This window comes from Aliiglaciecola sp. SL4 (assembly GCF_041538045.1).
Lineage (GTDB): Bacteria > Pseudomonadota > Gammaproteobacteria > Enterobacterales > Alteromonadaceae > Aliiglaciecola.
Map to the genome: position 1 here is coordinate 290,885 of NZ_JBGOSE010000005.1, position 26,398 is coordinate 317,282.

At 41.7% G+C, this 26,398-nt stretch carries 26 protein-coding genes; 8 read left to right on the forward strand and 18 right to left on the reverse strand.

Annotation, left to right across the window (positions count from 1 at the left end; all coding sequences use genetic code 11):
- Nucleotides 1-12: 12 nt before the first annotated feature.
- Both AB6T38_RS09890 and AB6T38_RS09895 read right to left on the reverse strand, forming a co-directional pair.
- Entirely contained in the window at nucleotides 13-1,344 is a 1,332-nt protein-coding gene (locus AB6T38_RS09890; protein WP_372547166.1) for an ABC1 kinase family protein, read from the reverse strand.
- A gap of 5 nt (nucleotides 1,345-1,349) precedes the next feature.
- Nucleotides 1,350-1,724, reverse strand: a complete 375-nt coding sequence (locus AB6T38_RS09895; protein ID WP_372547167.1) for a hypothetical protein — start codon at nucleotides 1,722-1,724, stop codon at nucleotides 1,350-1,352.
- Between the two features lie 308 nt (nucleotides 1,725-2,032).
- Between AB6T38_RS09895 and AB6T38_RS09900 the strand changes: the two genes are divergently transcribed.
- Together AB6T38_RS09900 and rarD are read left to right on the forward strand one after the other, a co-directional pair.
- Nucleotides 2,033-2,488, forward strand: coding sequence for a DUF3010 family protein (locus AB6T38_RS09900; RefSeq protein ID WP_348492236.1), 456 nt, complete (start codon nucleotides 2,033-2,035; stop codon nucleotides 2,486-2,488).
- Between the two features lie 149 nt (nucleotides 2,489-2,637).
- Nucleotides 2,638-3,537, forward strand: coding sequence for an EamA family transporter RarD (rarD, locus tag AB6T38_RS09905; RefSeq protein ID WP_372547168.1), 900 nt, complete (start codon nucleotides 2,638-2,640; stop codon nucleotides 3,535-3,537).
- Nucleotides 3,538-3,552: 15 nt separating this feature from the next.
- Here the strand turns inward: rarD and AB6T38_RS09910 are convergent, their stop codons facing one another.
- Nucleotides 3,553-4,797, reverse strand: coding sequence for a diguanylate cyclase (locus tag AB6T38_RS09910; protein ID WP_372547169.1), 1,245 nt, complete (start codon nucleotides 4,795-4,797; stop codon nucleotides 3,553-3,555).
- A 17-nt stretch (nucleotides 4,798-4,814) separates the two neighbouring features.
- Nucleotides 4,815-6,983: a DNA helicase II gene (gene uvrD, locus AB6T38_RS09915; protein WP_372547170.1), complete on the reverse strand. Its 2,169-nt coding sequence runs from the start codon at nucleotides 6,981-6,983 to the stop codon at nucleotides 4,815-4,817.
- 216 nt (nucleotides 6,984-7,199) lie between these two features.
- On the opposite strand from uvrD, the gene cysE reads away from it, so the two are divergent.
- Nucleotides 7,200-7,982 carry a serine O-acetyltransferase gene (cysE, locus tag AB6T38_RS09920; RefSeq protein WP_348492241.1) on the forward strand — a complete coding sequence of 261 codons (783 nt, stop codon included), beginning with the start codon at nucleotides 7,200-7,202 and terminating at the stop codon, nucleotides 7,980-7,982.
- Between the two features lie 12 nt (nucleotides 7,983-7,994).
- Here cysE and AB6T38_RS09925 read toward each other — a convergent pair whose 3' ends face one another.
- From AB6T38_RS09925 to AB6T38_RS09960, 8 genes are all read right to left on the reverse strand, one after another.
- On the reverse strand, nucleotides 7,995-8,717 hold the full coding sequence (locus tag AB6T38_RS09925) for an HAD-IA family hydrolase (protein WP_372547171.1): 723 nt from the start codon (nucleotides 8,715-8,717) through the stop codon (nucleotides 7,995-7,997).
- A gap of 63 nt (nucleotides 8,718-8,780) precedes the next feature.
- Entirely contained in the window at nucleotides 8,781-9,677 is an 897-nt protein-coding gene (gene xerC / locus AB6T38_RS09930) for a tyrosine recombinase XerC (RefSeq protein ID WP_372547172.1), read from the reverse strand.
- A 2-nt stretch (nucleotides 9,678-9,679) separates the two neighbouring features.
- Nucleotides 9,680-10,378 (reverse strand): DUF484 family protein, encoded by a 699-nt coding sequence (locus tag AB6T38_RS09935; protein WP_372547173.1) that lies wholly within the window; start codon nucleotides 10,376-10,378, stop codon nucleotides 9,680-9,682.
- Complete coding sequence (gene dapF / locus AB6T38_RS09940; protein WP_348492245.1) at nucleotides 10,375-11,205, reverse strand: diaminopimelate epimerase; 831 nt, start codon at nucleotides 11,203-11,205, stop codon at nucleotides 10,375-10,377. Before dapF ends, AB6T38_RS09935 begins: the two co-directional genes overlap by 4 nt.
- 135 nt (nucleotides 11,206-11,340) lie before the next feature.
- Nucleotides 11,341-12,588 carry a diaminopimelate decarboxylase gene (gene lysA, locus AB6T38_RS09945; protein ID WP_372547174.1) on the reverse strand — a complete coding sequence of 416 codons (1,248 nt, stop codon included), beginning with the start codon at nucleotides 12,586-12,588 and terminating at the stop codon, nucleotides 11,341-11,343.
- Entirely contained in the window at nucleotides 12,589-12,747 is a 159-nt protein-coding gene (locus AB6T38_RS09950) for a lipoprotein (protein ID WP_372547175.1), read from the reverse strand. It lies immediately after the preceding gene.
- Between the two features lie 548 nt (nucleotides 12,748-13,295).
- Complete coding sequence (locus AB6T38_RS09955) at nucleotides 13,296-14,360, reverse strand: MJ1255/VC2487 family glycosyltransferase (protein WP_372547176.1); 1,065 nt, start codon at nucleotides 14,358-14,360, stop codon at nucleotides 13,296-13,298.
- Nucleotides 14,361-14,369: 9 nt separating this feature from the next.
- Nucleotides 14,370-14,882, reverse strand: coding sequence for a phosphatase PAP2 family protein (locus tag AB6T38_RS09960; protein WP_372547177.1), 513 nt, complete (start codon nucleotides 14,880-14,882; stop codon nucleotides 14,370-14,372).
- A 195-nt stretch (nucleotides 14,883-15,077) separates the two neighbouring features.
- On the opposite strand from AB6T38_RS09960, the gene rraA reads away from it, so the two are divergent.
- A complete protein-coding gene (gene rraA, locus AB6T38_RS09965) occupies nucleotides 15,078-15,563 on the forward strand; it encodes a ribonuclease E activity regulator RraA (protein WP_348492448.1) in 486 nt (161 codons plus the stop codon).
- Nucleotides 15,564-15,764: 201 nt separating this feature from the next.
- On the opposite strand, the gene AB6T38_RS09970 is transcribed toward rraA, so the two are convergent.
- The 3 genes from AB6T38_RS09970 to mpl are packed head-to-tail and all read right to left on the reverse strand — an operon-like array spanning nucleotide 15,765 to nucleotide 18,540.
- The gene (locus AB6T38_RS09970) at nucleotides 15,765-16,562 is read right to left on the reverse strand and encodes a S1/P1 nuclease (protein WP_372547178.1); all 798 of its coding nucleotides are present in this window, start codon (nucleotides 16,560-16,562) and stop codon (nucleotides 15,765-15,767) included.
- 18 nt (nucleotides 16,563-16,580) lie between these two features.
- Complete coding sequence (locus AB6T38_RS09975) at nucleotides 16,581-17,195, reverse strand: flavin prenyltransferase UbiX (protein ID WP_372547179.1); 615 nt, start codon at nucleotides 17,193-17,195, stop codon at nucleotides 16,581-16,583.
- Nucleotides 17,185-18,540 carry a UDP-N-acetylmuramate:L-alanyl-gamma-D-glutamyl-meso-diaminopimelate ligase gene (gene mpl, locus AB6T38_RS09980; RefSeq protein ID WP_372547221.1) on the reverse strand — a complete coding sequence of 452 codons (1,356 nt, stop codon included), beginning with the start codon at nucleotides 18,538-18,540 and terminating at the stop codon, nucleotides 17,185-17,187. The genes AB6T38_RS09975 and mpl overlap by 11 nt, the downstream gene beginning before the upstream one ends.
- 202 nt (nucleotides 18,541-18,742) lie before the next feature.
- Here mpl and AB6T38_RS09985 point away from each other — a divergent pair, with 202 nt between their 5' ends.
- The 4 genes from AB6T38_RS09985 (at nucleotide 18,743) to AB6T38_RS10000 (ending at nucleotide 22,376) form a co-directional block, all read left to right on the forward strand.
- Nucleotides 18,743-19,717 carry a class 1 fructose-bisphosphatase gene (locus AB6T38_RS09985; protein WP_372547180.1) on the forward strand — a complete coding sequence of 325 codons (975 nt, stop codon included), beginning with the start codon at nucleotides 18,743-18,745 and terminating at the stop codon, nucleotides 19,715-19,717.
- 239 nt (nucleotides 19,718-19,956) lie between these two features.
- Nucleotides 19,957-20,496 (forward strand): inorganic diphosphatase, encoded by a 540-nt coding sequence (gene ppa / locus AB6T38_RS09990; protein ID WP_348492253.1) that lies wholly within the window; start codon nucleotides 19,957-19,959, stop codon nucleotides 20,494-20,496.
- Nucleotides 20,497-20,627: 131 nt separating this feature from the next.
- The gene (locus tag AB6T38_RS09995; protein ID WP_372547181.1) at nucleotides 20,628-21,890 is read left to right on the forward strand and encodes an MFS transporter; all 1,263 of its coding nucleotides are present in this window, start codon (nucleotides 20,628-20,630) and stop codon (nucleotides 21,888-21,890) included.
- Between the two features lie 15 nt (nucleotides 21,891-21,905).
- Nucleotides 21,906-22,376 carry a DUF3299 domain-containing protein gene (locus AB6T38_RS10000; RefSeq protein ID WP_372547182.1) on the forward strand — a complete coding sequence of 157 codons (471 nt, stop codon included), beginning with the start codon at nucleotides 21,906-21,908 and terminating at the stop codon, nucleotides 22,374-22,376.
- 26 nt (nucleotides 22,377-22,402) lie between these two features.
- Here the strand turns inward: AB6T38_RS10000 and AB6T38_RS10005 are convergent, their stop codons facing one another.
- The 3 genes from AB6T38_RS10005 to uvrA are packed head-to-tail and all read right to left on the reverse strand — an operon-like array spanning nucleotide 22,403 to nucleotide 26,363.
- Nucleotides 22,403-23,098 carry a 2OG-Fe(II) oxygenase gene (locus AB6T38_RS10005; protein ID WP_372547183.1) on the reverse strand — a complete coding sequence of 232 codons (696 nt, stop codon included), beginning with the start codon at nucleotides 23,096-23,098 and terminating at the stop codon, nucleotides 22,403-22,405.
- Complete coding sequence (locus tag AB6T38_RS10010; RefSeq protein WP_372547184.1) at nucleotides 23,095-23,505, reverse strand: acyl-CoA thioesterase; 411 nt, start codon at nucleotides 23,503-23,505, stop codon at nucleotides 23,095-23,097. The genes AB6T38_RS10005 and AB6T38_RS10010 overlap by 4 nt, the downstream gene beginning before the upstream one ends.
- A 26-nt stretch (nucleotides 23,506-23,531) precedes the next feature.
- Nucleotides 23,532-26,363 carry an excinuclease ABC subunit UvrA gene (gene uvrA, locus AB6T38_RS10015; RefSeq protein WP_372547185.1) on the reverse strand — a complete coding sequence of 944 codons (2,832 nt, stop codon included), beginning with the start codon at nucleotides 26,361-26,363 and terminating at the stop codon, nucleotides 23,532-23,534.
- Nucleotides 26,364-26,398: the final 35 nt, after the last annotated feature.

Sequence of the window (26,398 nt, forward strand, 5' to 3'; positions counted from 1 at the left end):
AATAGAGCTTAGTTAAATTTTATAATCTAAATAAGGTTTAAACATTGAGTGCAAATCTACCTTTGCTTTGAGTTTCATCGCTAACAAAAACAAGCCCCCAAGCTTTCGATGTAGAAAGATAGTATCTACAGGAGGTGTATGCACATAGCTTTTGTCTAAACTCATTTGTGTGCCAATTACTCGTAACCTTTCTAATAGGTCACTTTTCGAAAAGTCGTAAGCACCCTCCAAATAAAGTGGTTCGCATGATAAGTAACACATTTCGGTTATATCAAGTCGCGTTTTTTCTGACAAAGTAGCTGACATCAAGCCCAGTTCTAATGCGCTATTTTCAATGCTCTTTTTATCTTTGTGGAAACCGGCCTGCATTAAATTTAGATAAGCTTGGGCCATTGACTTCTTGTATTCCCTGGTTGCTCCAAAATCCAACAAAACAATTTTTTCTTCTTGGCTGTCATACAAAAAGTTTGCAAAATTGGGGTCGGTTTGAATAAGTTGAAATTCAAACAATTCTTTAAAGAACAATGAAAAGAGATCGGTAGCAATTTTATTTCGTAGAGTTTGACTTGCTTCACATAAACTTTCGATTGGTTCGCCATCTAAAAAGGTCATGGCTAGGACCGAGTCGCTGCTTAATTCAGGTATCCAACGAGGGATCAGAAATCTACTGTCGCCCTCAATCAATGTGGCATACTGCTCTAAACGTTGTCCTTCTAACGTGTAATTGGCTTCTTCATGCAGCTGCGCCTTGGCTTCAGATAAAAGAGGTCGGGTATCAACACCTTTTGGTAAAAGGCCTGATATTTTTATTAAACTAGCGACATTGTCTACATCGCTGTTGATGCTTTCTTTGATTCCCGGATACTGAACCTTAACGGCTAAACGACGCAAATCGTTGTCTATTGCTTTGTGTACCTGACCAATAGAAGCTGATGCTATGGGTTTTAACTGGAACTGTATAAATTTCGATTGCCAATCACTTCCCCAGTGACACTCTAAGACAGCCATTAACTCAGCTTGAGGCATAGATTTGGCGTCTGAGCGTAATCGAGCCAACAAATCGGTTAACTCTTTAGGTAATACATCACCAGCATCCATTGAAATTAGCTGTCCCACTTTCATGGCTGCTCCGCGCATTTGCGCGAGTTGGTCGGCTACCCGTTTCATATTTTTGGGGGTAAGAAGTAAATCTTTTACTTTTGGTCGGTTGCCTTTAGCAAGTTCAGAAACACCCTCTGAAATCATGTTACCCGCGATACGAGAAGCTAAACTTCCCATTTTTGCAAAACGAGAAGCTCGACCTTTGGGTATTTTCGCCTCGTCTGAAGACGTTTTTTTGGTCATTATATTTAGTTTTTAAGGTTAGGGTAGCGTTCAGAGAATTCTTTTTCAAATGCTAAACAGGCCGGAGTCTGCCCCGCACTTTCGATGTCTTTGCAGCTTAGGTTCGTTATTGAATCTACACATGCGATAGCTGATTCTTCAAACTCTGCATTACCTGTTACGGCGTTTGTGTCCATTATGCTTTTACACATATTATCGACCATGCCATCTATCATCGCTCGCATTTCAGGAGGGATCTCATCTGTTGTACTTATCTGTTCAGTCACACAAACTTTAATGTGATCACATAAACGTATGGAAGCTTCTTCAATGCTTTCTGCAAATGTTAGCGAAGACATCATAGTCAAAAAAAGTGTTATTAATGTAGTTAAGCGAAGCATAGTAAATCCTTGTAATTTAACAATATAAGTTTGCTGGTCGTGATTGTTGGGCAGGCGCCTGCCATTAACTGATTTATTAAAACCTGAAAACTATGCCTGTCTTAAAATTTTAAAAAAAGAAAGACAACAAACATGCCTGTCCAAGATCTAATCCTAGTATTTAATGGTGCCTGTCCAATATATGGAATCAAAATAGAACAAATTGGTGAGAAAGTCAGCAAAGGGATTCGAATTGTCTGAGATTTAGTTGCAATAACTTGGTGAAACATGAGGTATAATTATGAAAAGTGTATTGTTTAGGAGAAGTTATGAGAATTTGCGGTGTAGAACTTAAAGGTAGTGAAGCTAATCTATGTTTGTTGTCTTTGGAAAATGAAGTGTTTCATATTCCAGATTGCCGTGCGCGCAAATTAACCTATTCTAAGCAAGATTCAACTGCAGACGTGCGTGAATTCCAGTTTGCCTTCAAAAAATTGATGGAAGACTACAAAATTGATGCGGTAGTCATTCGCGAGCGCCCTACTAAAGGCAAGTTCGCTGGCAGCGCTACGGGCTTTAAAATGGAAGCGGCAATTCAATTAATTGAAGAATTAAAGGTTGAGGTTTTAACACCAACATTTATTAAAGAAATTATAAAGCGTAACCCTATTCCGGTACTTTTTTCAGAAACCGGCTTGAAAATGTTTCAAGAAGTGGCATTTACCACTGCTTTTGCCTACTTAATGAAAGAAAAGTACGGAATGGAACAGCAACCACCGGCTTAAAGCCCTCGGAAACGTGCGTTCATCCATGCGTTTAAGCATACCCTAAAAGTTAATATGCAATAGGTATAGAGAGAATTGCAAAATTCTCTCTTAGCTAAACAATATTAAATAATCATTCTCTAGTTCATTTTTCTGGTTGTTGTCATTTTATGTCTGATAGATCTTTAAAAGTTGGCGTCGTTCTGGCTGTTGCCGCTTATGCGATGTGGGGTTTTGCTCCGTTATATTTCAAACTGCTAATGATCATGCCGGCCCCAGAAATACTGGTGCACAGAGTAATATGGTCAGCCTTACTATTAGTCATTTTGGTCTTGGGCTTTAAACAATTAGGCAAGGTGCAATCTGCGTTAAAGAACCCAAGAGTCATCAAAATTTTACTAATATCCGGATTATTGTTGGCAGGTAATTGGTTGTTATTTATTTGGGCCGTTAACAATGATCACTTACTGGATGCGAGTTTAGGCTACTATATCAATCCTTTGCTCAATGTTTTCCTAGGCCGTATCTTTCTTGGAGAGCGCTTACGACGAATGCAAAAAGTTGCTGTGGGCATTGCCCTGATTGGGGTATTGATCCTGTTATTTTCCTATGGTGAACTCCCTTGGATTGCTCTGCTTTTGGCATCCAGTTTTGGTATTTATGGGCTTTTGCGTAAACAAGTTGCTGTGGATTCTCTGCCCGGCTTATTAATTGAAACCATGATGATGCTGCCGTTTGCCATTGTCTACTGGGTATTCTTTGCGTCACAAATGAGCAATATGTTCAGCAATGAAATGGATTTAAATGTCTTGTTAATTGGTGCAGGAATTATTACCACAGCCCCATTATTATGTTTTACCGGTGCCGCTCGCCGGATACGTTATTCAACGTTAGGCTTTTTCCAGTATATCGGACCAAGTATTATGTTCATCTTGGCTGTCTATTTATTCGGCGAGCCATTACATGAAGCTCGTTTAGTGACGTTTGGTTTTGTGTGGTTAGCGTTGATAATTTTTAGCTTTGATTCTTATCGTGCATATCGAAAGTCGTTGAAATCATTGGGAGTTTAACTGCTACAGTATTTTTTATGCAGGGTCGCCAATCACTCTATTGCGTCCCTGTGCTTTAGCATTATAAAGATGTTCATCTGCAATGCTTAACATCGATTCGATCTTTTTACTGGCACGGCTTGTGACGCCGATACTCAACGTGCACGAATGACTTATCCCTTTGCTTTTTATAACTTTTTGACTTACCTCTTGGCGGAAAGTATTGAGCAGTTCTATTGCTTCAGATTGTTCAGTTTGGGCCATAAAAATACAAAACTCTTCTCCCCCGAAGCGCGAATAATGGAAAGACGAAAAATGCCGAACAATCATTTTCGACACCTCTTTTAACACCACGTCTCCATAGTCATGACCAAAAGAATCATTAATTAACTTAAAGTTGTCTAAATCGATCAACGCCAATGACATAGGTGCCTGTCCACGATGGATGGTATGGTTAACCTTATTAAAGAAATGCCGTCGATTAGGCAGCCCGGTCAAATAATCAGAGTTGGCAGCGCGTCGAATGGCTTCAATTTGCTCTATGTGTTCTACGTTTTGCACTATTCTGCAAAAAAATTCCTCGTGGCAATAAGGTTTGCGTAGAAAATCATTAGCACCACTTTTGATGAATTGGGCTAATAGTGAGGAATGAGTGTTGGTCGATAATCCAATAATACTTAACTGGTCTTTGTCGTAGAGTTTTCTGGCCTCAGAAACTAGTTCCAACCCTTTTGTGTCGGCTAAATCTTCTTCAACTAACATCAGTTTGATAAGTGGGTGTCTTTGTAATAAGTCGAGGGCTTGTGCTGCGCTGGAGGTATCAAAAGTGATGAAGTTATGGCGTCCTAACAAGGATGATAGTATTCCTCGGTTGTGTCTGGATTTATCCACCACTAGCACACCAATTTGTTTATTTTTCTCCAATCTGATTAGCAGTCGGTTGAGGTATTCGAACATTTGCGCGTTTTGTTTGGGAATATAATCAACAATAGATTTTGCCAAAATATTCTCACGTATGTCTTCTTCTACCTCGCTGGTGATAACGATGGTTGGAATAAACGCATTAATTGTGAAGTTAATTGCTTGCCCATGGGGAGCGTCGGGTAGTGAATATCCGACAACTGCACATAGGTACAGCTCTGGGGATGTGGTTTCAAAAATAATCTTTGCCTGAGCTAACGTGTTGGCTAACACCACATCTAAGTTGGCTTTGCCAATGACACGCTTAAGCACGCGCACACTCGACTCATTATCTTCTATTAATAGAACTTTAAATCTCATTGGCAATTCAGCTAGGTTTATATTTTTTCTAATTTAGCATACGCCAACATTAGCCACTTTGTCCCTATATTGTCAAAATTCACTTCAACTCGTGCATGTTCACCGCTTCCTTCGTAATTTAGCACTGTGCCTTCTTGAAATTTACTGTGCTTAACTCGCTGTCCCAATTGAAATCCAGTGGATTCGAATGCCATGTGGGATGTTGCCGGTTGAAAACGGTTTTGAACTGGTCGACTCACCGTAGTCCGAAGGCGCACTTCTTCAATGCATTCACTGGGAATTTCTTTGATAAAACGAGAGGGGGTATGGTATTTGTCTTGCCCATATAGTCGTCGAGATTCGGCATAGGTCATGTATAACTTTTGCATTGCTCGAGTCATGCCCACGTAACAAAGTCTGCGTTCTTCTTCCAAGCGTCCAGGCTCTTCATGACTCATTTGACTAGGGAACATGCCTTCTTCAACACCGGCTAAAAAAACCAATGGGAATTCCAGACCTTTAGCCGAATGTATGGTCATCATTTGTACTGCGTCTTGGTGAGCGTCGGCTTGAGATTCACCCGCTTCTAATGAAGCATGGGCGAGAAATGCCGATAGGGGGGACATATTTTCCGCTTCTTCTGGAGCTTCGAATTGTTTGCAAGCGGTTACAAGCTCCTCAAGGTTTTCTATCCGAGCCTGGGCCTTTTCGCCTTTTTCGGCTTGATACATGGCAAATAAACCTGAGTTTTTGATTACGTGATCAGCTTGTTGATCTAACTCGAACTCTTGCACTTCAACTTGTAACTTCAATATTAGCTCAACGAAGCGTTGCAGCGCTGTTGCCGCTCTGCCTGAAAAGCGTTTTTCACGAAGCATGTCGTTGGTTGCCTGCCACATAGACAACTCTTCGTTTCTAGCGGTTTCTCGAACTAAGCTCAGGGTTTTATCACCGATGCCGCGAGTAGGGGTGTTTACAACCCGCTCATAGGCTGCATCATCTATGGGTTGGTTGATTAACCGTAAATACGCTAATGCATCTTTGATTTCTTGTCTTTCGAAGAAACGAAGTCCGCCATAAATTCTATAGGCCACTGACTCTTGTAACAGCGCTTCTTCCAATACCCGTGATTGCGCATTGTTGCGATACAAAATGGCACAATCGGCTAACGCATCACCTTTGTCGCTCCACTCTTTAATGCGAGCCACGATAAAGCGAGCTTCATCTAATTCGTTGAAGCCGGCATACATCGAAATCGCCTCACCTTCGGCACCTTCAGTCCACAGATCTTTACCAAGACGCCCTTGGTTGTTGTCGATAACGGCATTGGCAGCTTTAAGAATATTGCCGGTTGAACGGTAGTTTTGCTCCAGTCTGATAGTTTTCGCGGAGGGGAAATCACGTAAAAAGTGCTGAATATTTTCCACATTCGCGCCACGCCAACCGTATATGGATTGATCGTCATCGCCTACAATCATCATGTTGTTATCTGCACAACTTAAGATCCGCAACCATGCATACTGAATATTATTGGTATCTTGAAATTCGTCCACCAAAATCGTGCGGAAACGTTTTTGATAATGTTTCAGCACATCAGGATTATTTAGCCACAATTCGTGGGCACGCAATAACAGTTCGGCAAAATCCACCAAGCCTGAACGATCACAGGTTTGTTGATAAGCTTGGTAAATATCTTTCATGGTTTGTTTGGTGGGATCACCTTGAGTGTCGATATGCTCAGGTCGCAACCCTTCGTCTTTATTCCCGTTGATATACCATTGAATCGATTTGGGTTGCCAATTTTTTTCATCTAAATTCAGAGACTTAATTACTCGCCGAACTAAACGATATTGATCATCCGAGTCCAATATTTGAAAGTTTTCAGGTAAGCGGGCTTCTTTGAAATGGGTTCGGAGTAAGCGATGGGCGAGCCCGTGGAACGTTCCAATCCACATGGTGTGCAATCCAGACCCCATCAGCCGTTCTACTCGACCACGCATTTCTCTGGCGGCTTTATTAGTAAAGGTCACAGCCAGAATACTAAAAGATGCGAGTTGTTCAACTTCCATTAGCCATGCGATACGATGTACTAGTACTCGAGTTTTGCCACTTCCGGCACCAGCCAGGACCAACATGTCAGAAGGTGGGGCCGCTACTACTTCCCGTTGTTTGTCATTAAGTTGGTCTAACAGTCGAGATACATCCATAACAAGCTTATTTTTGATTTATTGATTAATAATCGAAGTATATCAGCTATACTGTGTTTTTATACAACCAAAGGGCTGGTTTTGTTATTTTTAAGCCGCTTTATGGAAACTGATCTTGTAAATGAACGTTTTTGCCCGCATATCCGTTCTTAATATTTATTCAAGAGTGAAATGACTTGCCTACCGCCGTGGGATAAAGGAATTGAGGAGAACGAGATGCCAATCGACAATTTCTGGAAGAGGTTGAAATCTGAAGCTGAAGAGTTAGTGGAAAGCGAACCGCTATTGGCCAGTTATGTGCATGCTTGTATTCTTGCTCATCACAACTTCGAGACTTCTTTGAGCTTTATTTTGTCCAACAAAATTCAAGATGAAGTGATGCCGGCCTTAGCCATTCGCGAAGTATTGGATCAAGCTTATTTGTTAAAACCTGAGATCGTCGAGTCAGCCATCGAAGATATTGAAGCTGTGTTAACTCGTGATCCTGCCGTAGATAAAATTCTCACTGTGTTATTGTACTTCAAAGGCTTCCAAGCGATTCAGGGCTATCGTCTGTCTCATTATTTGTGGGCTCAAAATCGCAAGCAACTTGCGCTGTTTGTGCAAAGTCGAAACTCCGAAGTATTTGGAGTGGATATTCACCCAGCAGCGGTAATTGGAAAGGGCGTGATGTTTGACCATGCAACCGGTATCGTCATTGGTGAAACCGCGGTAGTGGAAGATCACGTTTCAATCTTACAATCTGTGACCTTAGGGGGAACAGGAAACGAGTCAGGTGATCGTCACCCTAAAGTTCGTCAAGGGGTGATGGTGGGAGCCGGGGCTAAAATCTTAGGCAATATTGAGATTGGTGCTGGCGCTAAAGTAGGAGCCGGTAGCGTGGTTCTTAAAAACGTACCTGAGCATGTGACTGTAGCTGGGGTACCAGCGAAAATTGTTGGCGTGCCTTGTTGTCCAAATCCTTGTGAAACCATGAATCAAAATATCTACGAAGATTAACTGTCTATTAGGTTAATCTTCGATCAGTAAATTTAGCTCCGCTAAATCATCTAATTGCACATGGGGAAGTACTGTGGTTTTTTCTTGTGGAAGGTGCATTTTCCGGTTGTAGGCATACCAAGCGCTTTGCATACCGGCGTTAATAGCCCCCATTACGTCTTTTTCTAAATTATCACCCACGTGTAATACTTCTTTAGGGGCCACATTTAAAGTGCTGCTAGCCAACGTAAACATAGCGTCATGGGGTTTCATTGGACGTTCTAAATTGGCTTTAAAACAATGGCTAAAATATTCGCCAATTCCAATTTGTTGTAGGTTGACATTGCCGTTGGTGATAGCAACTAATGGCAGTTTGTTGGCTAATTGGGCCAACAAAGTACGTATTTCTTGGTGTACTTCAAAGTTACTACGATGATGATAAAAAAACTCAAAACAGTCATCCACCGCTGAGCTTAGGCGTTGCTCTTGGTAACCGGCTTTTTGTAAGCCAGTTTGTAACGTATGTTTACGTAACGCTCCCATATCTGAAGCAAGTTGAGGTTGATTTTGCAAATGTTGTTGTTTGAATTGCTGCCAATCTTGATAGGAAAATTCTGATGTTTTTGGATAACTTGAAGACAAATAATTAAGCAGTTGTTTTTCCGCTTCCATAATAAAAGGATAGTTGTCGTACAACGTATCATCTAAGTCGAAACTAATGGCTTTTATGGGGGAAAAATTCCGATAAAATTTCATTCAGTAATACCTATTATTCAATCTTTTTGTAGCTTTGATTGGTTAATATTTAACATATGGTGATTATTTGTTTTTGCGAGATCTGGGATGCGTATTGTCGTAAACCTTAGCTAAATGCTGGAAATCCAAATGTGTATACACTTGTGTGGTCGACAAATTCGCATGGCCTAGAAGTTCTTGTACGGCGCGCAAATCACCACTGGATTCTAGCATATGGGTGGCGTAAGAGTGGCGCAATTTATGCGGATTTATTTTTTGGTCAACATGTTGTTTGTGGGCCCATAAGTCCATTCGCTTGGCGATTTGGCGATGACTTATACGGCGTTTATGCATACTTACAAACAGGGCCTGTTCTTCCGCTGGTGGGGTCATTTGACTACGAACTTTCAACCATTTATTCAACCAAGTAGTGGCTGTCTTCCCAACTGGAATGACGCGTTCTTTGCGGCCCTTACCGAGTACTCTAATTTGTCCTTTAGTGACTATATCCTGCATGTTTAAGCCAGATAACTCAGCCAAACGTAAACCACAGCCATAGATCAACTCCATCATGGTACGGTCGCGTATCGCCAGCACAGATTCGGGGTCTATTTCCAGTAACTGAGCTACCTGATCCACATTTAGATGTTTAGGTAGCGGCCGACCTAGTTTTGGGGTTTGCACGGCTTTAGCTGGGTTAGTTTTGAGTACATCTTCGGCTACTAAAAACTGACAAAAAGTACGCATAGCCGATAACCGCAATGCAATAGAGCGAGGGGCTAGGTTTTTGCGCCTAGCTTGGCTCAAAATAGATTTAATGTGATGGGTAGTTAATTCAGACCAGCTTGTAATATCTAACTGCTCCGTAATCACCCGGAGTTGGCGCTGGTAGTTATCTAAGGTTTTTGCAGAAAGGTTTCTTTCGTATTTTAAAAACGAAAAAAATTTTTCCAGCCACTGGTCTAAGGCTGGAGTATCCATGGTTAATATCCAGCCAAATTTGGCAAAAGTACGTTTAAGAACTGTTGCAACTGGGTTATGAGCAGGGTGTCCATGTCGGGATTGAAATGGCTGGCATCTTTGCTTCCAATAGCCAATATTCCCAATTCACCCTTTTCCCCTAGTAACATTAGGGCGACAGACTCAACATTGCCTTCTTTAAACAGTAGTTGTTTTTCGTGTTGACTTAGACGTCCAAAGAAAAAACAATCGTGTTTAAAGCGTTTCTCAATAAACAATTTACGTTGAATTTCGGGCAGCGCATGTGCACCACTAAAAGACTTTAAGGTTACTGCAGATAAACGCAATTTTTGACACATCACATCTTCAAGTACATCTTGCACTTCGCTGAAAAAGCGACAACTTAGCAACTGAAGATTTAGATCTGCGTAAATTCGGTAAATTTCTTCGTTTTGTTTTGCTATCGAAATGAGTTGATTGAGCTTGTGTGATAACTCTCTGTTTTTCTTACGTAATTGCTCTGATTGCAGCTCAATAAGAGAAATACTGCCTTTTTGTTGATGAGAAATAACCAGTTTTTCCGCCAGTTGCGGGTTATCTACAAAAAAGTCAGGATTTTCTAACAAGTAGTGTTTAACATCTTTTTCGTTAATGGCCTCTGATGCTTTTTCATAATTAGTCAGCATTGCCCTATCTACTTGTTGTTGTGCTGTATCACTCATACTATCAGGGTTCCATCAAAAATATGTTCTGCAGGGCCAGTCATTTTCAATACATTGTCTTTACCTTGCCAACGTATTTTCAAAGTACCACCAGGTAGATCAACTCGTACATCTTTGCTTAGTTTACCTTGAATTTGACCAATTGCCACTGCTGCACAAGCGCCAGTACCACAGGCTAAGGTTTCTCCTGCTCCACGTTCGTGCACACGCAGTTTTATATGGTTTTCATTAATGATTTGCATGAATCCGACGTTTACATTTTCAGGAAACCTATCGTGGGATTCAAGCAGTGGTCCGATATTTTCCACGTCTGCCGTTTGCACATCATCAACTTCAAGCACGCAATGGGGGTTCCCCATAGACACAGAGCCAACCATAAAGGTTTTTTCTTGTGCTCGAATCAAATAAATTTTTTCTTCTTTATTGGCTTTTAATGGGATCTTTGCGGGCTCAAAAATGGGCCGCCCCATATTGACAGTCACCTGGCCGTCTTTTTCAAGATACAGCACTATCTTGCCAGATTTAGTACTGACTACCACTTTGTTGCGGTTAGTTAATCCTTTGATTTTGACAAACTTTGCAAAACATCTTGCGCCGTTCCCGCACTGAGCTACTTCTGAACCATCAGCATTAAAAATGCGATAGTGGAAGTCTTGTTCAGGATCATAAGGAGGTTCAACCAACAACAGTTGGTCGAAGCCGATTCCAAAGTTTCTATCAGCCAATTGCTGAATTTTATCTTTCGAAAAAAATACATTTTGGGTGACGTTGTCAATCACGACAAAGTCATTGCCTAGCCCATGCATTTTAGAAAATTGAATTTGCATTGTTACTACTAAAAGTTTTGTTACGGTTATATTAACCTACATATGCGGTGACCAAAATAGCTATTTTGCAGTCAATTTGCGACACCCACTAAAAAACAATGAAAATTACCGTAATTTACTTATATGAACTAGCAATTAAATAACTTTTTCGCCTTTCCATAGATCGGATAACGCTTCCCGCTCACGAACTAAATGCAAACTGCTTTTATCTACGATTATTTCCGCAGGGCGACAACGGCTATTGTAATTTGACGCCATAACAAACCCATAGGCACCTGCACTACGCACAACTAAGAGGTCATTTGGAGCAATTTCTAGTTCACGATCTTTTCCAATAAAATCACCAGTTTCACAAATGGGACCAACGATGTCATAGGTGGCTTTAGGTTTTCCTATAGACAGTTCAGCGGGAATGATATTTTGCCAAGCAGAGTATAGGGCTGGACGGATTAAATCATTCATTGCCGCGTCGACTATGGCAAAATTTTTCTCTTCGCCTTTTTTGATGAACTCTACTTTAGTAATCAAGATACCAGCGTTTGCCATTATAGCTCGGCCGGGTTCAAAGATTAGTTTTAGCTCAGGGCGCTGCTCCATACGTGTCATCAGTGCTTCGACATAAGCATCGGGGTGGGGTGGGGTTTCGTCTTTATATTCCACACCTAGTCCACCACCTACATCAAGGTGACTGATGGTAATACCTAATTCAGCCAACTCGTCAATCAGTAACAACATTCTATCAAGGGCGTCTACAAAAGGATCTATATCAGTAAGTTGAGAACCAATATGACAATCCATGCCTTTAACTTCTAGATGCTCGTAACTTGCGGCTAATTTATAGGTAGCAACCGCGTTTTCTCTTGGAATACCAAATTTATTGGCTTTGAGCCCGGTTGAAATATAGGGATGAGTTTTGGCATCAACATCTGGATTTACCCGAATTGAAATTGGTGCAACCACATTCAGTTTAGAGGCAACCTTGTTGATTCGCTCTAATTCGGGTTCAGATTCTACGTTGAAACATAAAATATTTTTTGACAGTGCAAATTCAATTTCTTGTTCAGTTTTACCAACCCCAGAAAACACTACCTTAGTTGGATCGCCACCGGCTTCAATTACTCGCGATAATTCACCGCCTGAAACGATATCAAACCCAGAACCTAGTTTGGCCATTACAGATAACACGCCTAAATTAGAATTCGCTTTTACCGCGTAACAAATTAGGTGAGCATGTTTACCCGCTGCGTGGTCAAATGCATGCCAATGACGCTCAATGGTTGCTCTGGAATAAACATAACAAGGTGTCCCAAACTGTTCAGCAATCTGTTGAACGGGTACATCTTCGGCGTGTAGGGTAGAATCTTGATACTGAAAGTAATCCAACTACGACTGCTCCTCTGAGTCATCTATATTTTGGTCTGTGGCCGGCGAGTTTTGCTCAGAAGGATGAATTAAATCGCCCTTAACTCCACAACTTGTAGTGATAAAAATGACCGCCAATAAGGAAAGCGTGCGAATCGCAAAACACAGATTTTTGAACACTGATATCACCTAACAATTACAAAAGCCTATATCATCCCATCAAAAGCAAAAAAAACAAGCATTGCCACTACCTGATTTGGGATAAGACATGCAATAAACTGCTAATTAGGTTGATTCTAATGTGATTCAAAGACTGTGATTCAAAGACAGCCACCTAAAAAAGTGCAGTTCAGAAGTACAGTTTAGGACAGGCATTAAAAGGTGATTTCGAGACACCCACCAAAAGGTAATTTCGAGACACCAGAGGTAATTTTGAGACAGCCACCTAAAAAGTGCAGTTTAGGACAGGCACCAAAAGGTAATTTTGAGACAGCCACCTAAAAAGTGCAGTTTAGGACAGGCACCAAAAGGTAATTTTGAGACAGCCACCCAAAAAGTACAGTTTAGGACAGGCATTAAAAGGTAATTTTGAGACAGCCACCCAAGTACAGTTTAAGACACCCACCTTTATGACCGCCCACCTTTATGACCGCCCACCTTTATGACCGCCCACCTTTATGACCGGCCCACCATATAATGTTGATTTGTATGATGGGGATATTTTCTAGTTAGCCATGGTGTGTCAAAGCTAAGCGCACTGACTCTGGGAAGTGGGTGGTTGACCATAGCTGTTTACATAGTGCTTTTGTGTCCATGTAATCGCCTTCCATTAACCAGTCAATGAGGATGTCGGGGGAATCGGGGTAGCGAATTGGCTCGGGTGAGTCTTTACTTAGCCATTTAGATACTACCTGCGGGTCTAAAGTATCCATGCTTTCACAACGGTTCATGCGTTCTAGTGTGATGCGGTTTGAGCTTTGTTCATATTGGTTTTTTAAGGGCTTCACTAAGATTTTTTTGCCCAGTTGTAAACATTCGCTGGAAAGTTCGAAGCCGCCATTGGCAATGACGCCGGCACAGTCAAACAATGCTTGCTGGAAGGTTTGCTTGGACAATGGACGCCACTGGCTGTTTACATTGCTGAAAGGTTCATCTATCTCGGGGTGGTAACAAATAAACTTTTCGTTGGGAAAATTTTTTAACAATGATTTGATGGCTGTCTCATTTTCAAATGGCAAGTACACCAGTACATGATCCCCTGTAGTTGCCTTGCTGTATGGCTCTTCAATAAATGGCGGCATGATTGGGAAACCAAAATGGTACCAATGCACCCCTAAATTAATATCACAGGGGGCGAAGATACGCATTAACATTCTATCTGCCCAGGTTTCCCCTTGTTTTGGGACTTTGTGTTTAAACGCGGCTTGGTGACTTATCGATATGGATGATAAATCGTTCATTTTTGCTGCCCAAGCCGTTACTGGTTCGAAGTCGTTGAGCAATACATGGTATTTCGTCACATTTAACTGTTTAACATCCTTTATAAACTGTCTGATGTTGGCTTGGCGGAGGGTTTTCCAACGGTTTACTTGGCCATTTTCGGTAATGAAGGTTAGCCCAGATACCGTGCGGTAATTTCCGAACACTTCCATGTCGAAGTAGCGGGAGGGATCCCGTCCACTGAATATAAAATCAACTTCAATATCATCGCGTTTTGCAAATGCTTTCGCCATGATTCGTGCCCGCGCAATGTGGCCATTACCGGTGCCTTGCACGCCATACAATATTTTCATTAATACTACTTACACAAGGATAGAAAGACTCAACATTGAAATAATGATACCTAAAAAAGCACCAGCAACAATGTCACTTGGATAGTGGACACCTAGCATAACTCTGGAAAGTCCAATTAAGCTTGCCCAGATGTACACTAATATCGCTACGCTGGGGTAGAAGTGGGCCAATAAGGATGCCATTAAGAAGGCGGCAGCAGTATGCCCTGAAGGTAAACTAAATTTGTCGGAAGGGGTAATGTGAGAACGAAAATTATAGATTAAGTCGCACGGCCGTTGGCGTTTGAACAATTTTTTCAAAACCACATATACGGGTAATTCTAAGGCGTATGCCAACAAAGATGTGTAAAGGAAAATGGCTCCATCTTTAGGGTCAAACGCACATAAAAGCACGCCTAACAGCAAATAAACGTGGCCATCACCGCTTTTTGATATGTACTTAATGATCCGGCAATCGCGACCTGCGGTTACACCGAAAATCCAACGGAATATGTGTGTATCTGCTCTGCCAAATGCATTCATCTCTAGGTACTCTTAGATTGTGTACTCATTGAGAATAAAAGTAACCATTGCGTATGAACCCTAGTTGACAAAAAAACGAAACCTTTGTGACAAATATAAGTCATATTTATGACGGCGAAGAAAACTGATCTAAGGTTTTACAAACTCGCTGCTAACAATTAACCTAGAGCTTTAATGCTGAAGTTGGATTTTCTGATGGAATACAACACCTCTGAACTGTGTGATTTGTTTGCCGATAGCGTAGATGTTGTCGACCCTATTTTTGTGAATTATGGTGGTAGACTTTCTTATGGTGGAGAGATCACAACTGTCAAATGCCACGAAGACAAGGGCCTGATTGATAAAGTCTTGTCACAACCTGGCAAAGGCAAAGTGTTACTCATTGATGGGGGCGGTTCTACTCGTCGCGCATTAATTGATGTGAACAGTGCACAAATTGCCATTGAAAATGATTGGGAAGGCATTGTTTGTTATGGCAGTGTGCGTGAAGTCGATCAACTTGAAGAGCTTGATATTGGTATTCACGGGGTGGCATCTATTCCGGTTAATGCAGCATTTGAACAAATAGGCGAGGTTGATGTAGCGGTGAATTTCGCCGGTGTAACATTTTTGCCTGAAGATCATTTATATGCCGATAGCACTGGTATCATCTTATCGCCAGAACCTTTGGATATAGAATAAGCTTTTGTTCTGGGCTTTCTCAGTCTTGAACAAGACTAAGAACTAGCAACTCGATTTAAGATTAGGTAAAACATAAAAGGCTGTAGGGTTAATAAAAGACAGCCTAGTATGTTCCGCATTTTTGTATTTTCCTGCTAAATAATAGCCTCTACATAACCTCAATTCGCCTGTCTTACGCCAAGACAATCCGAGGCTGGTTATTTATAAAATTGAATTCAAATAAGCCGCAATTCGCACGCCTGCCATCTGCAATCGTTGTTTAACCTCTGGTAGGTGTTGGTGTTGATATTGCCAGCTGAGTTTGTTTTCTTTGGGATACACTTTTTCGCGTAACTGGATACTTTCTTTAATCCATACTTTCGGATCTGTGCTCTGCCATTGTTTTGCCATTTCCGGGGTAATTTTGCGACTCAGCCAGTCAGTCCATTCAGCATAAGATAGCTGTTGGTTGTCAATTATGCCGCTATCCCAGACTCGATGTAGGTTGGAATCCTGCCAGAAAAACTCCACTTTAACATCATTTCCCCCACGATCGGTTCCGTCTCCAGCGTGCATAGGTTGATGCAAGTCGCCAATAATATGGACGATAAAATGCAGCGCTAACTGTCTGTCTTGCAAAGTTGCCTGTGGATTTTTCAAGGTGGCAGCAAAAGACACTAACGCAGTATAGGCATCTCCATGGGAAGGAGCATGCTCAGATGCATGGTAATCACTGCCTTCTTCCACCGTTACCCAATGCCAAGGAACCGAAGTCTTTTGCCAGAACTCTGAGGGCTCGGAGAGCATTTCATCGGCCAAAGTGGATATTTCCGCCAATGATTGAGTTGGGTATAAATCTTCGATCTTTGCCTTCGCATCAGCGGATAAATAATTTTCAGCAATACTTGCGGCAACACGGTGCCCTGTTTTTCCCCAAGCTAATGCTTGAGAGGTTTGTAGCAAACAAAGTGCCGCAATGGCAATTTGTGAAAGTTTTAAAACGCTAGTTTTAAGGAGCATGGTCTTATTTCTCTTCATTTATTTATGATAGCCCCAGCGAGGCATCAATTTTTGATCAATATCTAAATGGTCGAGAATTCTCGCCACCACAAAGTCAACTAAGTCTTCGATACGCTTAGGCTGATGGTAAAAACCGGGTGCCGCCGGCATGATAGTCACACCCATTTGCGATAACTTCAGCATGTTTTCAAGGTGAATAGTCGATAACGGCATCTCTCGAGGAACCAAAATTAACTGTCCTCGTTCTTTTATCACTACATCCGCTGCCCGCTCAATGAGGTTGTCACTTTTACCAGTGCTGATGGCACTCAAAGAGCCTGTTGAACATGGACAAACCACCATTTGTTTTGGTGCCGCCGAGCCTGAGGCTACAGGAGAGAACCATTCGTCTTTGCCAAATACCTTTATTTGTTCAGGTTTCCCACCAAAACGCTGAGTAAAAAATTCGCTACAGGTTTTAGGGTTTGCAGGGATTTTTAAGTCTTCTTCGGTGGCTAACACTACCTTAGCGGCTGAAGATATCAGCAAATAAACTTGGTAATTGGCTGCCACTAGAGTTTCAAGTAAGCGCAACCCGTAGGGTGCGCCGGAAGCGCCAGTAAACGCGAGAGTTATTTTTTTATCAAAATTCATGTTTGGCCAGTTGCTCTAATAAACGTGAATGAATGCCGCTAAATCCACCGTTACTCATCACCAAAATATGGTCTCCTGGAGCAACACTTTGCAACAACGCAGTAATAATATCGTCTACATTATCATAAACCTGTGCAGGGACCTCTGAACCTGCGGTGAGTTGTGCTAAAGACCAGTCTAAATTGTCTGGTTGAAACAGTAGTACCTGATCGGCACTGCTCCAAGATTTAGCTAGCGTATTTTTATGTACTCCCATTTTCATGGTTGCGGAACGAGGTTCTAGCACCGCAAAAATACGAGCGTCTTTAACTTTGTGTCTGAGCCCTTCAAGGGTAGTTGTTATGGCAGTAGGATGGTGAGCAAAATCATCATAAACGGTGATGTTATTTACTACCCCACGGGTTTCCATTCGCCTTTTTGCATTTACAAACTGGCCCAAAGCTTCAATAGCTAATTCAGGCTTTACACCAGCATGACGAGCAGCGGCAATTGCCATAATGCCATTGTGAACATTGTGTTGACCAATCAACGACCAGTTTACTCGTCCCATATTGGTGTTGTTCAATAAAACATCAAACTCACTACCATCATCACTTTGATTTTCTACTTGCCAATCGGTGCCTAAATATTGCACTGAGCTCCAACACCCTTGTTTTAAAACCTGTGCGATATTTTCATCGGCCGCGGGGGCTAAAGCCAAGCCGTTGCCAGGTAAAATACGAATTAAATGATGGAACTGCTTTTGAATTGCGGCCAAATCTTCGAAGATATCTGCATGGTCAAACTCTAAGTTATTAAGCACTAGGGTACGGGGATGGTAGTGCACAAACTTGGATCGTTTATCAAAAAATGCGCTGTCGTATTCATCAGCTTCAATGACAAAAAACGGAGACTCTCCCAAGCGCGCTGAAATGCCAAAATTTTCAGGAACCCCACCAATCAGAAACCCTGGTTGTAAGCCTGCATATTCGAGTATCCAGGCTATCATACTGGCCGTGGTGGTTTTGCCATGGGTGCCTGATGCGGCTATTACCCACCTTTGTTTTAATACGTTTTCAGATAACCACTGGGGCCCACTGGTGTAGTTTAAGTTGCGATTTAACACTTCTTCCACGCACGGATTCCCCCGTGACATGGCATTGCCAATAATCACAATATCGGGTTCTGGACTGAGTTGGGATGGATCAAATCCTTGGGTAAGTGGAATACCTAAAGATTCTAATTGGGTGCTCATGGGCGGGTAAACATTGGCATCGGAACCACTTACGTGATGTCCCATTGACTTGGCAATGGCGGCTATTCCACCCATAAAGGTGCCGCAAATCCCTAGAATATGAATATGCATAATTTTCGATTTTTTCAAAAAAATTTTCGTAAGGTTAACAGAGATTGGAATACCTACAAATGGATATTCATTTAACTTATTGTTTTTTGTGCTGAGTTTTGTGTTTAATAAAGGTACACTTTATTAATGTGTTCTATGATTAGTAATGATTACTGTCAAAACCATGTCCTTTTCCAAAATCTAAAAATAGGCTTTCACAAGAATGAAACGACTCAATTCGCAATTACAAGAAGACGGCGCTCCAATGGAGCTAATACTGTTAATCCGCACATTATTAGCAGGTTGCAAGGAAATTTCTTTTAGGGTTAGTCAAGGTGCATTAGCAGGCGTGCTAGGTTCTTTGTTAAGTGAAAACGTTCAAGGTGAAACGCAAAAGAAACTTGACGTTATTTCGAATCAAATTCTAAAAGATATATTGAAAGAATCTGGTTATGTGAAAGCGATTTCTTCAGAAGAAGAAGATGACGTTGTTGGTTGTCACCCTGAAGGTAAATATTTAGTGAGTTTCGATCCACTTGATGGCTCATCAAATACTGATATCAATAGTTTGATTGGTACTATTTTCTCGATTACCCATGCACCACAATGGATGGAGGCGGATGATCCTTCTGCATTTTTGCAGCCTGGTACGCAAATTGTTGCCGCTGGATATGTACTTTACGGTCCATCCACAATGTTGGCCATGAGTACTGGACGAGGTACCCATATTTATACTCTGGATAAAACTCACGGAGGCTTCTTATTAACCGAAGCGAATGTTGAAGTACCAGAGCAAACCAAAGAATTTTCGATCAATAGCTCTAACCAGCGTCATTGGGAAGAACCAATGCAAAACTATATCAATGATCTTATTGCTGGTGACGAAGGTCCTAGAGGTAAAAACTTTAATATGCGCTGGGTCGGCGCTATGGTTGGCGACATTCACCGTATCCTTTCTCGCGGCGGTCTGTTTGCCTATCCGTTTGATAAACGTAACCCTAAAATAGCAGGTAAATTACGTTTATTGTATGAAGCCAACCCCATGTCATTCCTAATTGAACAGGCTGGCGGTGCAGCTACAACAGGCGACAGACGAATTTTGGAAGTAATGCCAGAAGAAATTCATCAGCGCGTTCCGGTTATCATGGGATCTAAAGAAGAAGTAGAGACTTGCGTTACCTATTACGCAAAAAAATAGTCTAACGTTTAGATTTGCACCAATAAATTGTTTTACTCAGGGCGAAGGTTTATAACTTACGCCCTTTTTTATTGGAGTTTTTAAATCGTCTTGGCACAAATGCGCCATAATGCACGGGTTAATTCCTCATAATACTTTAAAACAACCTTAATAAGACCAAGGTAGTGATTTCATCTTGCGCTGGAAGTCTTTATAATTACGGTAATTTACGTTAAATCACAACTTAAAGGTATCAATCAATGAGCTTAAATGCTGTTCCAGCCGGTAAAAACTTGCCAGATGAAGTGAATGTCATCATCGAAATCCCAGCCCATGCTGACCCAGTAAAATATGAAGTAGATAAAGATACGGGTGCTATTTTTGTTGACCGCTTTATGGCAACTTGTATGCACTACCCAACTAACTACGGTTATGTGCCTCAAACCCTTTCTCTTGACGGTGACCCGGTTGATGTTTTGGTAATGACACCATTCCCATTGTTAGCTGGTTCAGTTATTAAATGTAGACCTGTTGGCGTTTTGAAAATGACCGACGAGTCAGGAGAAGATGCTAAAGTTTTAGCTGTGCCTATTGATAAGCTTTCTACTATCTATCGCGATGTTAAAGAGATCGACCAGGTCCCAGAGCTAACTAAGCAACAAGTTGAGCATTTCTTTGCCCACTATAAAGATTTAGAACCTAATAAATGGGTGAAAATCGAAGGTTGGGGCAACTGCGAAGAAGCTAAAGCTGAAATTGTTGATAGCGTAAAACGCTACGAAGCTGAAGAAAAAGCTTAATTCCAACTGCATTGAGAAAAGGGTTAACGTCACGTTAGCCCTTTTTTTTAATTTTTCTATACCAGCATTTATCTGCAAACTCCTGTAAACTTGCCACTCTTTATTATTTCTTCATATGGCTCGACAAAAACATGAAGCTGAATTCAATTCGAAATAATCCACAACTGTTGTTGTTGGCCATGGCCTTTGTGATGCCTTTGGTATTTTCGGTTTGGAATGCGCTACTGAATAATTTTGTGGTGGAAAAAGCTCATTTTAGCGGTGCGGAAATTGGTATGCTGCAAAGCCTGCGAGAGGTACCGGGTTTTCTAGCGTTTACCGCGGTCTTTCTATTATTGGTTATCAAAGAGCAAACCTTAGCCATGCTCTCCCTCGCCGTCATGTGTGTTGGTGTTGCAATGACGGGATTCTTTCCATTTGAGATTGGTTTGTATTGCACAACGGTGATTATGTCCATTGGGTTTCATTATTTTGAAACTATGAATCAATCGCTGACCTTGCAATGGTTAGGAAAAGACAAAACTGCTCACTTTATGGGTCAGCAATTAGCGGTGAAAAGTTTCGCCTCTTTATTTGCCTATGGCAGTATTTGGCTGCTGATGGATTATGTGGGTATCAGCTATCAAACCATGTACATGCTTGCTGGTGGGTTAGGTTTAGTCATAGTGATATTTTTGTGGGTGTTCTTCTCGCAGTTTAAGCAGCCCTCTACCCAACACAAACATATGTTTTTGCGAAAACGCTATTGGTTATATTATTGCTTAACCTTTTTTAGCGGTGCCCGTCGACAAATCTTTATGGTTTTTGCCTCATTTATGATGGTCGAAAAGTTTGGTTATAGTGTTGGGGAAATCAGCCTACTGTTTATTATCAACTACGTATTTAACTTATTTTTTGCCGGCAAAATTGGTCGCTGGATCGCTAAAGTAGGCGAACGTCGGGCATTAACAGTGGAATACATTGGTTTAATTGTTATTTTTGTTAGCTACGCTTTAGTCACTAATTCACAATGGGCAGCTGTTTTATATGTGCTCGATCATCTGTTTTTCGCCATGGCAATCGCCATGAAAACCTATTTTCAGAAAATTGCTGATCCCCGTGATATTGCGTCTACAGCAGGGGTAAGCTTTACCATTAATCATATTGCTGCGGTGGTGATACCTGCTTTGTTAGGTATTGTTTGGCTAACTTCACCGGTTTTAGTATTCTTCATCGGTGCAAGTTTTGCCGTGTGTTCACTATTGCTGGCGTTGAATATTCCTGACTCACCGGATGCAGGCAATGAAGTAAAAAAGAACCTTTTGGGTTGGGCCAATAAAGCTATTCAGGCTGATAAGAATGTCAAGGCTGCTGCTCGATCAGAAGAATCAGCAACCATTAAGCCCATATTATAAGGACGAACTAAATTTATGCATGTTCTAAGACTTAGTTTATTGTTTGCTTTGTTAGTTAACACAACCTTAGCGTTTAGTGAACCAACAGAAGTATTTTGGGAAGATTTGGTGCCACAAAATTATATTGCGCCGCCGGTGGACATAAATCACGCGTTGTCTCTTGGACAGCAAAACTTGTCCGCGCCTGTGGTAACAAAGTTCAATAATATGGAAGTCAAAATACCAGGCTTTGTTGTACCTATTGAAGGCAATCAAGACAAAATTACTGAGTTTTTGCTAGTTCCATTTTTCGGTGCTTGTATTCATGTTCCGCCGCCGCCACCCAATCAAATTGTTTATGTTAAAATTCCTGAAGGGGTACCTGCAGTGGCGTTAACGGATGTGGTTTGGGTGGTTGGAACTTTAACTACTGAAGGTTGGAGTGGTGAAATCGCCACCGTAGGATATACCTTGCAGGGAAAAAAAGTATTGCCCTATGACGGTTAAACAACGCTAGAGTCTAGTTAGTTAAACTAGCCTGTATAAATACGGTCTGCTTGATTAAACAATACCCAAGATGTGAGGATATATTTGTCATTGGAAACCGGCACACAGCCTCTGTGGGTATGGGTAAAATAGGCTGGCGCAATGACCATTCTTCCCGCTTTGGGTTGCACGGATTTATCTTGATAATAAAAATCTGTGGTGCCACCTTCTTCTACATCATTCAAATAAAACATAAACAATAAGATACGATGCAGTGCTTCATTATTACCTGCTTGAGGATAAACTTCAGAGTGCCAATAGGGGTAACCGCCTTTTTTCATTTGGTATTTTTGCGCGTTAATGTCACCAATACGAAAAAGATATTGCACTAGGTTTTGTAAATTTGGTTTGCCCACTCTCTCGAAGTTTTCTTGGGTTAACTTGACGGGTTGACCATTGCTTGGATCTTGAACGGTTAAGCCGATTGGGCCGATAAGAGCAAAAAAATGCTTTTCAAAATACTTCATCAATTGCTGGGATAACAAAGGAAGTAGCGCTTGGTATTCAGGTTGAAATTCCGGATTTTGCACAATTGATACGTCTTTACTAAGCTTTTTGTCGGTATCGACCCCGCCTCCGGTGCGGCCCTGCTGAGTATTTTTACTGGCTTCAAAACGTTGAATGAATCCTTGGCACAACTTTTCCGGTAAAACGTTATCGATGACTTCAATAAAATCTGTCATTTTTCAGCTTCCAACTCGGAGTAAATATGTTGCTTAAGTTGGGATTTGATAGAATCGTCAATGGGCACTGATTTATTGGTTTTAAAATCGAAACGAACTAATGTAGTGCTGCCAGAAGCGACTTTTTGATCCTGTTGCCAAATTTCTTGATAGGTATCGAATGAACTATTGCCAACTCTGCTCACATATGTGCGCACTTCTACGGGTTTGCCGTAAAATATTTGCAAATGAAAATCGATTTTGTAACTGGCTAAAATCAAAGGCCAATTTTTTAAATCTAGATCTGGCGTAAACATTTTGAAGATAGGCTCTCTGCCACATTCAAACCAGCCAGCAACGACAGTGTTACTGACGTGGGCTAAACCATCTGTTTCATAAAATCTGACATTAAACTTTTCGCTAAACATACTCTATCCGTATCTCTTTATGCCTGTCAGGCATTGTCCAAAATGGGTTTAAGGAAATGCGCAGTGTGAGAGCCTTTTACCTTACTGACGTCTTCGGGTGTACCTTGAGCGATAATATTTCCACCGCCCGAACCACCTTCTGGCCCCAGATCAACTATCCAATCTGCGGTTTTTATCACATCTAGGTTATGTTCAATCACTACTACGGTATTACCGTGATCACGCAGTCGATGTAAAACTTCTAACAGTTGTTTAATATCGTGGAAATGCAGACCTGTAGTGGGTTCATCTAAAATATATAACGTTTGCCCAGTATCACGTTTAGATAACTCTTTGGCGAGTTTCACCCGTTGTGCTTCACCACCAGAGAGTGTGGTGGCCGATTGGCCTAAACGAATGTACGACAAACCTACATCCATTAAGGTTTGCAGTTTGCGGGAAATAGACGGTATAGCATCGAAAAACTCGCGTGCCTCTTCCACCGTCATGTTTAACACTTGGTTGATATCTTTACCTTTGTAGGTCACTTCCAAAGTTTCACGGTTGTAACGTTTGCTTTTGCACACGTCACAGGGAACATACACATCTGGTAAAAAGTGCATTTCCACTTTTATCAGACCGTCACCCTGGCAGGCTTCACAACGCCCACCTTTGACGTTAAAACTAAAGCGTCCTGGTTTGTAACCTCGGGAGCGCGCTTCTTGGGTGGCCGCGAACATTTCACGAATTGGAGTGAAAATACCGGCGTAGGTTGCAGGGTTTGAACGTGGTGTACGGCCGATAGGACTCTGGTCAATATCAACTACCTTATCTAGTTGATCCAGTCCAGAGATGTCTTTATAAGGTGCGGCTTCACCTGTGGTGGCACCGTTTAAGGCGTGATGAGCTAATTTATAAAATGTATCATTTACCAAGGTTGACTTACCAGAGCCAGACACACCGGTTACACAGGTCATAAGGCCAACTGGAATATGTAAATCTACCTGTTGTAGGTTATTCCCTGTTGCCCCTGTTAGCTTCACCCACTTGTCGTCTTTCACTTTATTTCGTTCTTTGGGGATTTCTATACGTTCCCTTCCAGATAGGTATTTACCAGTAAGTGAGTCTTCACTTTCTAGTATATCTTTAAGAGTGCCTTCCGCTACAATTTGGCCACCGTGGACACCCGCTCCAGGGCCTATATCTACCACATAATCAGCTTCTTTGATGGCGTCTTCATCATGTTCAACAATGATAACTGTGTTACCCAAATCCCGCAGGTGGCGTAGGGTTTTCAACAAACGTTCGTTATCCCGCTGATGTAAGCCGATAGAAGGCTCATCTAGTACGTACATAACACCAACTAAACCTGCACCTATTTGACTGGCTAATCGAATTCGTTGGGCTTCACCGCCTGACAGGGTATCGGCACTTCGCGACATCGAAAGGTAGTTCAAACCTACGTTAACCAAAAAACTTAAGCGGTCGTTGATTTCTTTTAAAATCTTCTCAGCAATCTGTGCTCGCTGTCCGCTTAAATCTAATTCATCAAAAAATGACAGTGCATCAGAGATGGACATTTCGGTAATGGTTGGTAACGCTGTTTCGCCGATAAAGACATTTCTGGCTTCTAATCTTAAACGGGCACCACCACAACTATTACAATGTTGTTGGCTAAGGTATTTAGACAGTTCTTCACGTACCGCATTAGATTCTGTTTCTTTATAGCGGCGATCCATATTGGGAATAATGCCCTCAAATGGATGCTTGCGTTCCATAATGTCGCCACGGTCATTAATGTACTTAAATTTGATTGCTGTGCCTTTGCTACCAAATAAAATAACATCTTTGTGTTTGTCATCCAATTCTGCAAAGGGAGCCGTAAGACTAAAGCCATAATGATCAGCGACCGCTTGTAACATTTGAAAATAGTAGTAACTGCGTTTGTCCCAGCCGCGAATGGCGCCTCCTGACAAACTCAATTCTTCATTATTCACAATTTTGCCAGGATCAAAAAATTGCTTGATACCTAAGCCGTCACAAGTTGGACATGCACCAGCAGGGTTATTAAATGAGAATAATCTGGGTTCGAGTTCAGCCATGCTGTAACCACAATGTGGACAGGCAAAGTTAGCTGAAAACACCAATTCGTCTTTATCCGGCTCGTCCATAAATGCCACTTTGGCGGCACCTGCTGACAACTGCAATGCCGTTTCAAATGACTCCGACAAACGTAAGGCAAGATCTTCACGGACTTTAAAGCGGTCAACAACCACCTCAATGGTATGTTTTTTATGCAGGTCAAGTTGAGGGGGATCGGATAGGTCACAAACCTCACCATCAATACGTGCACGGATGTAACCTTGGGCAGCTAACCCCTCAAGAGTTTTAATGTGCTCGCCTTTGCGCTCTTGCACCACAGGCGCAAGTAGCATTAATTTTGTGCCTTCTTCCATCTCCAGCACCCGATCAACCATCTGACTCACTGTTTGCGCCGCTAAAGGAACATGGTGAGTTGGACAGCGGGGCTCACCCACACGGGCGTACAATAACCTGAGATAATCATAGATTTCGGTTATGGTCCCTACTGTGGAGCGGGGATTATGAGACGTTGATTTTTGCTCGATAGAAATAGCTGGTGATAAACCTTCAATATGATCTACATCGGGCTTTTCCATCATCGACAAAAATTGTCTGGCATAGGCGGAAAGGGATTCTACATAACGCCGTTGCCCTTCAGCATATAAAGTATCGAAGGCTAAAGAAGATTTCCCCGAACCCGACAGGCCCGTAATCACAATTAGCTTGTCACGAGGAAGCGTTATATTAATATTTTTCAGATTGTGGGTGCGTGCACCCCTTACTTCAATTTTATCCATGGATCCAGAATGTTGCCTGACCAAAAGATCAGTAT